The sequence below is a fragment of the Nocardia sp. NPDC050408 genome, assembly GCF_044458905.1.
In the GTDB taxonomy this organism is placed as follows: Bacteria; Actinomycetota; Actinomycetes; order Mycobacteriales; family Mycobacteriaceae; genus Nocardia.
On sequence record NZ_JBITIL010000031.1, the window covers coordinates 50,148 to 61,509 of the forward strand.

An 11,362-nucleotide genomic window follows, 5' to 3' on the forward strand; every position below is an offset into this window, starting at 1 on the left:
ACTGATGATGAAATCGCTACGCCGACAGAACCATTCGCGGATCCCGCACCGGCTGCAACTGGCGGCCGCGCCGACCGAGTCCGCTGCCGCCGGGCGTGAGCTGCAGATCGGATCGTGCACCTGCGGTGAGATGACCCCCACCCCGGCCTGGGACCTCGATGCGGTCGAGGGCGCGTTCGCGATGCACCTGCAGCATCAGACCGCCTTGGCCGAGCTGACCCGCATCCGCGCCGCTCTGCACAAGCAGCAGCGAGGTGGGTGGCGATGAACTCCAACACCGCAGTACTCGAGCGGCCACCGGCCGCATCGGCGGCCGTTGAGCACGCCGAAGAGTCGAACGTGTACATCGCGGCGATCTCGGTCCGCGACATCTTCGCCGATCACACCTATCAGCGGGACCTGGATCTGCCCCGCGCCCGGGCGATGGCCGAGAAATGGGATGTGCACAAGGTCGGGGTCATTGACGTGTCCGACCGTGGCACCGATTCCCCCGACCGCTACGCGGTGATCAACGGCCAGCACCGATGGTCGGCCGCCCGGCTGGTCGACCCGGACTACCACCTGGTCGCCAACGTCCACACCGGTCTCACCGTCGCTGAGGAGGCGAGCCTGTTCTACGGGATCGACGCGGGCACACGGCGTTTGACCACATGGGACCGGTGGAACGCGCGCCGCGGCGCGCTGGATCCGATCGTGACCGCGATCGAATCGGTAGTGACCACCGTGGGCCTCGCGGTCGACCAGTCACCACAAAACGGCAGCATCCGCTGCACCAGCACGCTGGAAAAGGTCCACAAACTCGGCGGCCAGGTCCTGCTCGAGAACACCCTGCGGCTGATCGTCGAGGTGTGGGGGCACCGCCTCGACGCAGTGGACTACCCACTCGTGCACGGCGTGGCGCTGATCCTGCACTGCTACGACACAGTGCTCGATCACGACCGATTCGGCGAAGTGCTGATCGACTTCGCGCCCCGCCAGATCAAAGCCCGCGCCCAAGCACTGCGGGAGACCGAAAAAGGCCAGTTCGGCAAGCTCGCCGCCCTGGTGATGATCAACGCCTACAACTCCTCCCGCGGCCCCAAACTCGACCGCACTCACCTGGGCCGCAGCGACAACAACGGCCGAACCACCAGCTCCGCCACCCCATCCCGCAAGGAGCGCACCCACACCTGACCTCGCCAGACGCATAGACGTGCACTCAGAACCACCCTGTCCCGCAACACATTCCAAGGAGCACTGCAGCAATGGCACTCACAACGATCACCATCTACCTGACCGAGGGGCACCTACCGGTCCACATCACCGGCGACCAGGTCACCGAGCATTTCGCGATCACCCCGGCCGTCAAGGTGCGCCCGGACGGCAGCGTGACGTTCACAGACCACGGGCGACGTCTGACCCACATCCCCACCGGCCGCATGGTCACCGCCTCCGGATTCCTCGACCTGCGTCGCTTTGCTGAGGAGTTGGAGAAGCTGCCGATCGACTGGGCCCAGCTCCAGTCGGCACGCTCGCTCACCAAGGAACAAATGCGGCAGGTCAAGGCCGTGCAACGGGACCTGAACAGCCAGGACGATTCGTCCTGGCCGTGGCCGAAGTGGGCCGGTGACCAATCGCAGGCCGCGCTGTCGCTGCTCGCCGCCCGGTTGGACGACGCAGTCACCTATATGCAGCGCTACGACCTGATCCGGAGCCTGACCGCCGAGGTCGGCGCGGTCGATCCCGAACTGGGCCGCAAGGTCGACGCCCACATGACGGGAGCGTTCATCGGCAACCACATCCACAGCTATGGCGTGATCTACCTACTCGCCGTCCTGCACCGCATCGACCCCGACGCCGGCGACCGCGCCGCCCGTGCCCTGGTGGGTGCGTGGGAGGACGGCGGCGCGCTGGATGAGTGGATCTACGAATGGCGGCGCGAGCTCGGCGACGGGCAGCCGCTGACGCTGCACGAGTTCCCCGACCTGACGCTGCTGGAGGGGGTGAGCGCCTGATGCGGCGGGTCACCGGACTGGAGTGCCTGTGCGGCGCGGAGCTCGACGAGGTCGACACCGACGACGGCATCGCGATGGTCTGCCGCGAATGCGGCACCTCCGAATCCTGGCTCGAACATATCACCGAATCAACCACACCAGACCAGCAACAGCTCAGCGCCGCAGCCTGACCGGCACCGCGTCGCCGAACCATCCAGCAACACAACACATCCCATACATGGAGGACACCGTGACCAGCAACAACAACGAGATCAACACGATGGAGCAGGCGCTGCGGCGCGCACATCAAAGCGCACGAGTAGCCGCCGAGGAATGGAACCAAGTGGCTCGCACCCTCACCACTTTGCGCAGCCACACGCCCGAAGCGCCCTCGATGCCGGCCAGCATCGAGGAGTGGCACACAGCAGGCGTTCCGACGGCGGTCCCGTTCACCGACGCAGAACTCGGTCGTGACCTCCACCAGCTGACCGGACTCATCACCAAAGCCTTCACGCTGTCGGCGATCTACACCGGCGAGGCCGACCGGATGAGCGCTCTTCTCGCCCAGGCCACCAGCGCGGCCGCGGCCGAAACCCCACACGGTGCGGCAGCATGACCACGGCGATCGAGTGGACCGACGCCACCTGGAATCCGACGACCGGATGTGACCGGATCTCGCCAGGCTGCGACCACTGCTATGCGCTGACGATGGCCAAGCGCCTCAAGGCGATGGGGGCCGCGAAGTACCAGACCGACGGTGATCCGCGCACCAGCGGACCCGGGTTCGGTGTCGCGTTCCACGATGACGCTCTGGACGAGCCGTTGCGATGGCACAAGCCACGGCGCGTGTTCGTGAATTCGATGTCCGACCTGGCCCATGCCCGTGTCAGCGACGAACAACTTGCCCGCGTGTTCGGGGTGATGGGTGCGGCCCACCAGCACCAGTTCCAGGTGTTGACCAAGCGCCCTCGCAGGTTGGCGAAGCTGTTGTCCGGCAGCGAGTTCCGGTGGCGGGTGGCCGAATGCGCTGCATCCCGCACCGACGAGGGGCATGCGGACTGGGCATTCGACGCGATCTCTGGCGATGATCGGTGGCCATTGCCGAATGTGTGGATCGGGACGTCGATCGAATCCGACGAATTCTGCTGGCGCGCCGACCATCTGCGCGTGACTCCGGCCGCAGTGCGGTTCCTGTCGCTCGAGCCGCTCCTAGGGCCGTTGCCGGACCTGAACCTGGAGGGCATCGACTGGGTCATCGCCGGTGGTGAGAGCGGGCCGAAGGCACGTCCCATGCACCCGCAGTGGGTGCGTGACATTCGCGATCAATGCGTTGATGCGGGGATCGCGTTCTTCTTCAAGCAGTGGGGCGGCTGGGCGCCCACCGGCCTGGGAATCGGAGTGTTCCGGCCGCCGGAGCTATTGATCGGCCCGGCCCTGGACGACATGGGCCACCGACAGATCATGCGCCGAGCCGGCAAGAAGGCCGCTGGCCGCGAGCTGGACGGCCTGGTTTGGGACCAGATGCCCGCGCTGAGTACGCATTCCACGGAGGTGCTCACCAATGTCGGATGACCCGGTGCTGTCGGCCGAGGAAGAGTTCGGCATCAAATGGTGGCCGGTGCGGTTCGGGATCCGCGTGATCAGCGAAGAAGACGATCTCGGCTGGGCGGTCTGGGGACCTCACCACGACCCTCGGCGAGTACTCGCCGCAGTCATCCGTGACGCCCGCGAGAGCGGCGTACTCGACGAGCTCCGAGAGGTCTTCAGCCTCCGCGATCTGCGGGCCGGAATCACCCAGCGGTGGGCCAACCACCCAGACGAGAACGACGAGTGCCTGCTCTGGAAATGGTGCGAACCCACCGCGCCGGGCGCGGTAGCGATCACGCAAATCGACCCGGTCGCCCGACTGTGGCGGAAACCCGTCTGACCACGAGAAAAGGAGCGGCGGCCGCCCCGGTTGCGTGAACCCGAGGCGGCCCTCCCCATTTCTTCCTCGACTCGGAAAAATATCCTGGAATAAATAGAACTGCTGACAGTTTGGACTGTTAGACTGTTGTTAGAGACGATATGACCAGCGGAGACGGACATCGTGAACATGTCCGATCCGCCTCACCCCGACGGAAAGGGCACTACCGATGCAGGACACCATCCCCGCCGGCACCAACCTCGGCCCGGCCATCGCCGACACCGTCTACCAGTTGCTCGACGCTGTTCTCGGCCTGGTCGACACCTCCACGGGATTCGCCTCGAGCGCGATGTTCGTCGACATGCGCGACAAGGCCGAGGACATCACCCCGCTCGCCGCGAAACTGTACGAGCTGCTGGAGATCCAGACCCAAGGCGGTGGCGGACCGGCCGCCGATGGATTCGAGCCTGCCTACGCCGGTGAGGTATCGCGCTACCTGCGCAAGACCACCGCGGCGACCCTTGCCGGGCACAGCAGCATCGCGCGGCTGATCGGCGCGGCCCAGACCGGGCACGTCGCCTAGCCGATCCAGACCCCGGTGCCGTCCGGCTGCACAAGTGGGACGGCACCGGTCACCAAACCCCCGTTGTCACAGGACGTTTGAAGGAGAACGCAGTGGCCAACGAGATCGACCTCGACATGCTGGCCTACGACCTCGCCGACCTCATCGACCGCAACGAATATCCCCTCGATGTCTCTGCCGATGACATCCGCCCTGCTCTGCCGGAGTTTCTCGCCAGAATTACCCAGAACGCGCAGGCCCGGCGATGAATGCGACTGACCTGGCAACGATGAGTGCGGCCGACATCCTCGCCGATCCGGATCCGCAGCGACTCGTCGATGGGCTGATCAACCGCATCCACCGCCTGGAGGCTGCCCTCGATGACCAGCTCGTCCGCGCCCACCGCGCCGAGGCCGCGACCGAGAGCGTCTACTTCGAGCGCGCGCATCTGAGCGCTCTGGTCGCCGCGCTGCTCGCCGAACATGCGCCCGCGGTGCTCGCCTACAACAGCACCAGCGAGCCGCGGAACTGGCCGGTGCTCTACATCTCCCTGCCCGACATCGGGCAGATCTGCTACCACGTCAAACCGGACCACCTCTGGCTGTTCGAACACGTGGAAGTCGTGGCACCGACCAGTTGCCGCGCCCGCTGGGACCGCACCAACAAGGACTGCCACCACTACCGGATCCGGGCCTTCATCCAGCGCCTTACCGCTAGCTGGTCGACCACCGCAGTCCGATGACCGATCTCGTTGTCGCACGCCATAGGTTCGCGGCGGCATCACCCAACACCTGATGAGAAGGAGACCCTGATGGGCTGGTCCATCGGATTCGACACGAATTGGAACCGCGACATCACCTGGAAGCTCACAGATCCGAGCTGGGCGCAGTGGCGCCAGAAGAACCCCGACGAAGTCCGCCAACTTCACACGGTGCTCGCTCAATGACGACCCAGGACGACGCCGCGCGCGAGGAGTGGCTGATCACCCTCGATGGACCGGTCACCAACACCTACGCCTGTCTCCCGCTCACCCGCGATGAGGCGGCGGTGCTGGCTCGCCTGGTCCGCGAAGTCGCCTCGATGGCGACCGGTGAACATCATCCCTACATCCGGATCACCCCAATGTCCGAAACCACCGACAACCAGCGCCGCCAGCTCGCCTACGCCGAGCGGGAACGACTGCTGGTGTCGATGTCCCGAGAGGTACGTGCAGCATCATGACCAGCCCTGAACTTCTAGGCCCGACGCCACTCGTGGTGACGCTGTGCGGCAGCATGCGATTCCACCAGCAGATGCTTGAGGTAGCGGCCGAGCTGACCGACGGCGGAGTGATCGTGCTCGCCCCGTTCCGCGTCGCCGCCGCCGAGCAGCAGGCCAGCACGGCCAAAGCACGCCTGGACCAATTGCACCGACACAAGATCGCCATGTCCGACGGCGTCATCGTCGTCACCGACGAGTCGAGGTATGCCGGGGAATCCACGCGCGCCGAAATCGAATTCGCCACTCAGCTCGGCAAACCCATCGACTGGATCACTCGGCCGGCGAGCCGCAACCGTTAGCCCAACGCAGGACAGGTGTCGGCATGAGCGAGGAAACCGCCGAGGCGATCGCGCGCCGCGCCGAGTTGCGCACCGTCATCACCGAGGGCCTAGCCCTCGTTGTCGAGCACGCGGACCAGATCAAGGCCGCCCATGCGCTCGTATCGGGGCGATACCCTTAGGCAGGGAGGTTTGGCGGAAAGGAAATAATGTCGGGCAACTGCGACATGGACCGCATCATGCGTAGCCGCCAGCTGATCGTCCGGCGCTGATCTCCGAGCGACCGATGTACGAGCCGACCGATCTGGTCGATCCAGCTGCGCGAACCCGCACAGCGCTTGCCGCTGCGGTGGCGCGGTTTTCCAAGGCTTGGGCGTCCGGGTCCCCACCCGACCTGTCGGCCTACCTGCCGCGTGCGCAGGCTGAGCGGCGCACGGTACTGATCGAACTGATCAAGATCGATCTCGAATACCGCTGGCTTCGTTATGACTTTCCCAAACGACTGACCGAATATCGTGCGGAATTCGCAGAGCTGCAAGATGGGCCGCTTCCGGCCGAGCTGGTCTACGAGGAGTTCCACGCCATGCGCCGCGGACACGCCGCCGATGCGGCTACCACGCTCGGTGAGGTCACCGCCATGGAGGTCAGCTCCGAGCTCGCCCGAGTCACGAGCGATTACCGCAGCACGATGATTGCTCGTCCAAGTGCCCAGGTGGTTCTCGACGCCATCGATGTCGGCGACCGGATCGACGATTTCGACCTGCTGATGCGGATCGGGGCCGGGGCCTTCGCCCAGGTGTATCTGGCTCGGCAACGATCGATGCAGCGACTGGTCGCGGTCAAGATTTCCCATAACCACGGCATCGAGCCGCAGACCCTCGCGCAATTGGACCACGAATACATCGTGCGCATCTTCGACCAGCGACTCATCGCCGATGGCGAGCTGAAGCTGCTGTACATGCAGTACCTACCGGGGGGAACGCTGCTCGATGTGCTGCACTTGCTGCGCTCGACGCCTCCGGAGCACCGCAGTGGGCAACTGCTGCTCGATGCCATCGACGAGGTACTTGCCGATAAGGGCGAGGTTCGGCCCACGGAATCAGCTGTTCGGACACAGCTCGCCGCACTGTCGTGGCCGGAGATCGTCGCGTGGCTGGGCCGCCGACTCGCGGACGCGTTGCAGCACGCGTCGGACCGAGGGGTATTGCATCGAGATATCAAGCCCGCGAACGTGCTGCTGAGCGCCGAGGGAATCCCGAAGTTGGCCGACTTCAATGTCAGCTTCAGCAAAGGCATCAAGGGCACAAATCCGCTGGCGTACTTCGGCGGATCACTGGCGTATATGTCGCCCGAACAGCTCGAAGCCTGCCATCCGGACTTGCTGGGGACCGCCGCCGACCTCGACTCTCGAAGCGACATCTTCGCGCTGGCTGTCATGTTGTGGGAGTTGCTCACGGGCCGCCGACCATTCGCGGACGAAACGTCCGCGGGCGAGTCGGAGACATCACTGGTCCGCATGCTCGAACTGCGGCGCAGACCCGTCGAATCGACGTTCCTAGCAGAGCTTCCGCCCGATTGCCCCGCGGCATTGCGCCGAGTACTGCTGAAGTGTCTGTCGCCCGACCGCGAAGACCGCTACTCGTGCGGTACGGAATTGGCCCAGCAGCTCGACTTGTGCCTCGACGACAGGGCCCGCGACCTTGTCTACCCGTCACCGACCAGTTGGCGGGCACGACTGTCCCGATACCCCACCCCCATCTTGTGGCTGTCCGCGCTGGTCGGCGTCGGCCTGGCGGGGGTCTATATGGGCGTGTACCTCCAGGACCTGATCACCGCACGCCTGCCCGATGCCGCCGCTTCGCAGCTGCGCAAGGACACCATCATTTACGACCTCTGCGCCTTGCCGCTGTCCGTCCTCGTCTACTTGTACATATCGCGTGATTTGCTCGCGGTTCCGCGCGGCTTGCGCGATGGCAGACGCTACGACGAGGCGATGCTCGCGCGGGTGCGGTCGCGAACACTGTTTTGGGGCGAGCTGTGTGCGATGAACACCCTTCTGTTCGCGGTCCTCGGAACCGTGATAGGGATGATGCTGCTTGTCTGGTTCACCGACCTCCCGATGCGGCTGATGGTCCATGCAGCAACGACTGGTCTGATGACGGGCTCCATCTCGGTTGCCTACACGTTCTTCCTTTCCACGTTCTACATCGTCCGCTGTGTTTATCCCATCTATTTGCGCCACGGTCGCACCACGGCGGACGACTCCGCCGATCTTCGCGCGCAGCGTCGAAGAACCACGGTCTATCTCGCGGTAACGGCGTCGGTGCCGCTGGTTGGGGTGCTGACCGGATTCAACGCCCTCGAACCCGAGGAGCTTGCGGACGTGCGCGATTCGGTCCTGGGGTTATGTGCGGGCTCCGGGCTCGCGTTCATCGCAATCTATTGGTTGTACAGGAAGCTGGATGCCGACCTGCGCGCGCTCGAGCGGGTGGTCTAGCAAATCAGCCGCGCCCTGCCCGCGGCTCCTGCGCCGCATCCGCCACACCCCATCGGCAGAAACGTACGTTATCCAGGATTCGCCTCGCACCTCATGATGGTCGAGCCAATGCGAATCTCGACTCCGTCTTGTAGCACCTCATCATGGTTCACCCGCAGTCCGTTGAGAAAAACGCCGTTGGTCGATTCCAGATCCCGCAGCACCAGTCCGTTGCGACTGGGTGCAATCTCGGCGTGGTAGCGGCTCACCTTGGCGTCGTCGAGCGACAGGTCGTTGTCCGACATGCGGCCAATCCGGATGCCAGCAAGTGGCACATCGAGAACCCGACCATCGGATAGGTGCAGTCGGCAGCGTTTCATCTTCGCGGGCGGCTCGGCCGCTGTCGTGGTCATCATGAGGCCGGCCTTTTCGGCGTGGCGTTCCCTCCTCTGTCCGATCGCCTCCTGGCGCAGCACCTGTTGTTCGAGCTGAGCCAGCTCCGGGCTCGGGTCGATGCCGAGCTGCTCGGAGAGAATGGCGCGTACCTTGCGGCATTCCTCGAGCGCGTCGGCCTGCCGCCCCGACAGGTACAACGCGGTGATCAGCTGACCCCACAGCGGCTCGCGTAGCGGCTGATCGCTGATCAGCGACCGTAGCTCGCCAATGACGGCAGATGCCTTACCACAGGCGATATCGGCCTCGATCCGCGCCGACGCAGCCTGCCACCGCTCCTCGTCGAGCGCGGTCGCGAACTCGTCAGCGAAAGATAAGCCGCGCAGATCCGCCAGGGCTTCCCCCTTCCACTCGCTGAGAGCCGACCGGTAAAGGCCCGCCGCGGCGGCCGGACTGGCTGCGCGGTCGCCCGCGGCTCGCGCCATCTCGAACCGCCCAACATCGCACTGCTCCTCGGCGATATCGAGTAGATACCCCGGGGGAACGGTCTGCAGAATGCGCTCGGCCGAGATCTTCTCCGCTCGCAGCGCTTTGCGGAGATTCGATATCGAAACCTGCAGACTCGCCCCATACGTTATTGGTGGGTTCCCCTCCCACACAGCATCGGCCAGAGCAGTCGACGAGACCGCCCGCCGTCGGTGCACCACCAACGCCGCAAGGATCGCGCGCGACTTACGCCCCCCGATCGGCAACGACCGGTTATTGACGAGCAACTGCACCGGGCCGAGCACGCGCACGTCCACGAATTTGGACACTACTCCACGCAAACGGGCCGAGCCCGTCGTATCTTTCTTTGACCGAACAAGCGAAGTGGCCTTCACCCCCTATTACGCGAGGACGAAGACCACTGTCGACTAATCTAAATATTTCGAATTGAGCGCAGGCCATACGCTGTTGCTCGAATTGTCGAAAACAACGCCCCGCAGTCACCCATTGAGTGCGTTGCCGCCTCAGCCGCCGTTTCCGCCGGGTGCCGGTGCGGGCCCGGGGTTTGGTGCAGGAGCCGGAACGGGCTTCAGCTCAGGTTGGGGCTGCGGAACGGGCTTCGGCTCAGGTTGGGGCTTGCCGCCACCGGTGCCTGGCTTATCGGTGCCGGTGCCTGGCTTTTCCGGGGTGCCGGTGCCTGGCTTTTCCGGGGTGCCGGTGCCTGGCTTTTCCGGGGTGCCGGAGCCTGGCTTTTCCGGGGTGCCGGTGCACGACGTCCCAGTGCCTGTGCCGGTGCCTGTGCCTGTGCCCGTGCCCGTGCCCGTGCCCGTGCCGGTGCCGGTGCCGGTGCCCGTGCCGGTGCCCGTGCCGGTGCCGGTGCCCGTGCCGGTGCCCGTGCCGGTGCCGGTGCCGGTGCCGGTGCCGGTGCCCGTGCCCGTGCCTGTGCCGGTGCCGGTGCCCGTGCCCGTGCACGACTTATCCGGCGTACCCGGCTGCGGTGCGGGAACAGGTACAGGATTCGGTAGCTGCTGCGGGACGGGCCTCGGAATCGGTGCTGGAGCCGTGACCACCCCACGGTTGAACTCAAGCCGATGCAGATCCTGAGGGAAAGCACTGAACCGTCCGATGTTGTTCTGCCCGAATAGATCACAGTTCGACGGCATGCTGTCCCGGAACGCTTTTCCGTTCACCAGAGTGACTTTCAGCGACGCCGTGCCATCCTGGACGGACTTGTCGTCGGAGCCGAGAATGTCGATGCTCCGTACCTTTTCGAACGGCAGCTCCTGGCCGCTGGACAACGGAATCGACAAGCCTGCAATAGTGCAGTACCGAACGGATTCGGGCTGGACTGACGTTGTCGCGCCGCTGCGTTCGGTGAAGGTTGCAGTGGCGTCGGTCGAGGATTGGACCGGCTGGGCGGATGCGTTTCCTATACCGGACGCAGCAAGGACCGTGGCGATACCGGCGGCATAGGCCACGCGGCGAACTGTCTCGATTCTGAACTTGGTCATGGGGTTTCCTTTCATCGATTGCCTCTTATCGGCTTGTCGAAAAAGGTTCGCAAGCTCCGCTAATCGACCCCTTACCGCTGACTAACCGGTTTATGCGCGGGAATTTCCGGGGGCCTGGCGCCCAACTCTCCACATGGGACCTATTCATGCGGGTTCGCATGGGCGCGCATACGCCCATGGCGTGAAAGAGGCCAGGTCAGGTCCGTGGCTGAGCTTCGGGCCCGTATAGAGCCGAAGTCCCAAAGCACATCCGTCAGGTACTCGAAATGAACCAGGAAAGGATGGCGCTTTCGCTCTGCATCCTCATCGCGTGCCCAGTTCAGCGCATCCTCGAAACTCGCATTTTCGGGCCAATAGCCGTCCAGTGTCGGATCTACCGATTTTGCTGCCGGACAAATCGGCGCTGAGGCAGCGTCCTGTATTGCCGTTGCGACACGATGTCGCTCGATGCGAGTGAACTCGCAGATAGGAGGGCCGAATTCGGTTTCGGCTGTGTGAGTTTCGGGCTCGTGCTCGA

At 64.7% G+C, this 11,362-nt stretch carries 18 protein-coding genes; 15 read left to right on the top strand and 3 right to left on the bottom strand.

The annotated features are described in order from the left end of the window. Positions 1 to 4 precede the first annotated feature (4 nt). The 15 genes from ACIBJI_RS40170 (at position 5) to ACIBJI_RS40240 (ending at position 8,476) form a co-directional block, all read left to right on the top strand. Positions 5 to 268, top strand: a complete 264-nt coding sequence (locus ACIBJI_RS40170; protein ID WP_397088316.1) for a hypothetical protein — start codon at positions 5 to 7, stop codon at positions 266 to 268. Continuing rightward, positions 265 to 1,173, top strand: coding sequence for a DUF6551 family protein (locus tag ACIBJI_RS40175; RefSeq protein ID WP_397088318.1), 909 nt, complete (start codon positions 265 to 267; stop codon positions 1,171 to 1,173). Before ACIBJI_RS40170 ends, ACIBJI_RS40175 begins: the two co-directional genes overlap by 4 nt. 71 nt (positions 1,174 to 1,244) lie before the next feature. After that, a complete protein-coding gene (locus ACIBJI_RS40180; protein ID WP_397088320.1) occupies positions 1,245 to 1,994 on the top strand; it encodes a hypothetical protein in 750 nt (249 codons plus the stop codon). Continuing rightward, positions 1,994 to 2,164, top strand: a complete 171-nt coding sequence (locus ACIBJI_RS40185) for a hypothetical protein (RefSeq protein ID WP_397088322.1) — start codon at positions 1,994 to 1,996, stop codon at positions 2,162 to 2,164. The genes ACIBJI_RS40180 and ACIBJI_RS40185 overlap by 1 nt, the downstream gene beginning before the upstream one ends. 59 nt (positions 2,165 to 2,223) lie before the next feature. Next, positions 2,224 to 2,589: a hypothetical protein gene (locus ACIBJI_RS40190; RefSeq protein ID WP_397088325.1), complete on the top strand. Its 366-nt coding sequence runs from the start codon at positions 2,224 to 2,226 to the stop codon at positions 2,587 to 2,589. Beyond that, the gene (locus tag ACIBJI_RS40195) at positions 2,586 to 3,545 is read left to right on the top strand and encodes a DUF5131 family protein (protein WP_397088327.1); all 960 of its coding nucleotides are present in this window, start codon (positions 2,586 to 2,588) and stop codon (positions 3,543 to 3,545) included. The genes ACIBJI_RS40190 and ACIBJI_RS40195 overlap by 4 nt, the downstream gene beginning before the upstream one ends. Further along, a complete protein-coding gene (locus ACIBJI_RS40200; RefSeq protein WP_397088329.1) occupies positions 3,535 to 3,900 on the top strand; it encodes a hypothetical protein in 366 nt (121 codons plus the stop codon). Before ACIBJI_RS40195 ends, ACIBJI_RS40200 begins: the two co-directional genes overlap by 11 nt. Positions 3,901 to 4,108: 208 nt before the next feature. Next, entirely contained in the window at positions 4,109 to 4,462 is a 354-nt protein-coding gene (locus ACIBJI_RS40205; RefSeq protein WP_397088331.1) for a hypothetical protein, read from the top strand. Positions 4,463 to 4,554: 92 nt separating this feature from the next. Next, positions 4,555 to 4,710 carry a hypothetical protein gene (locus ACIBJI_RS40210; RefSeq protein ID WP_397088333.1) on the top strand — a complete coding sequence of 52 codons (156 nt, stop codon included), beginning with the start codon at positions 4,555 to 4,557 and terminating at the stop codon, positions 4,708 to 4,710. Beyond that, a complete protein-coding gene (locus ACIBJI_RS40215) occupies positions 4,707 to 5,183 on the top strand; it encodes a hypothetical protein (protein WP_397088335.1) in 477 nt (158 codons plus the stop codon). Before ACIBJI_RS40210 ends, ACIBJI_RS40215 begins: the two co-directional genes overlap by 4 nt. 69 nt (positions 5,184 to 5,252) lie before the next feature. Next, on the top strand, positions 5,253 to 5,387 hold the full coding sequence (locus ACIBJI_RS40220; RefSeq protein ID WP_397088338.1) for a hypothetical protein: 135 nt from the start codon (positions 5,253 to 5,255) through the stop codon (positions 5,385 to 5,387). Further along, complete coding sequence (locus tag ACIBJI_RS40225) at positions 5,384 to 5,662, top strand: hypothetical protein (protein WP_397088340.1); 279 nt, start codon at positions 5,384 to 5,386, stop codon at positions 5,660 to 5,662. Before ACIBJI_RS40220 ends, ACIBJI_RS40225 begins: the two co-directional genes overlap by 4 nt. Next, complete coding sequence (locus tag ACIBJI_RS40230; RefSeq protein ID WP_397088342.1) at positions 5,659 to 6,000, top strand: hypothetical protein; 342 nt, start codon at positions 5,659 to 5,661, stop codon at positions 5,998 to 6,000. Before ACIBJI_RS40225 ends, ACIBJI_RS40230 begins: the two co-directional genes overlap by 4 nt. 23 nt (positions 6,001 to 6,023) lie before the next feature. Beyond that, entirely contained in the window at positions 6,024 to 6,161 is a 138-nt protein-coding gene (locus ACIBJI_RS40235) for a hypothetical protein (protein ID WP_397088344.1), read from the top strand. Positions 6,162 to 6,265: 104 nt separating this feature from the next. Then, complete coding sequence (locus ACIBJI_RS40240) at positions 6,266 to 8,476, top strand: serine/threonine-protein kinase (protein ID WP_397088347.1); 2,211 nt, start codon at positions 6,266 to 6,268, stop codon at positions 8,474 to 8,476. Between the two features lie 68 nt (positions 8,477 to 8,544). Here ACIBJI_RS40240 and ACIBJI_RS40245 read toward each other — a convergent pair whose 3' ends face one another. The 3 genes from ACIBJI_RS40245 to ACIBJI_RS40255 form a co-directional block, all read right to left on the bottom strand. Next, complete coding sequence (locus ACIBJI_RS40245; RefSeq protein ID WP_397088349.1) at positions 8,545 to 9,663, bottom strand: BTAD domain-containing putative transcriptional regulator; 1,119 nt, start codon at positions 9,661 to 9,663, stop codon at positions 8,545 to 8,547. 195 nt (positions 9,664 to 9,858) lie between these two features. After that, complete coding sequence (locus ACIBJI_RS40250) at positions 9,859 to 10,860, bottom strand: hypothetical protein (RefSeq protein WP_397088352.1); 1,002 nt, start codon at positions 10,858 to 10,860, stop codon at positions 9,859 to 9,861. 125 nt (positions 10,861 to 10,985) lie between these two features. After that, positions 10,986 to 11,362: hypothetical protein (locus ACIBJI_RS40255; protein WP_397088354.1), on the bottom strand; the 377-nt coding region annotated here is incomplete at its 5' end.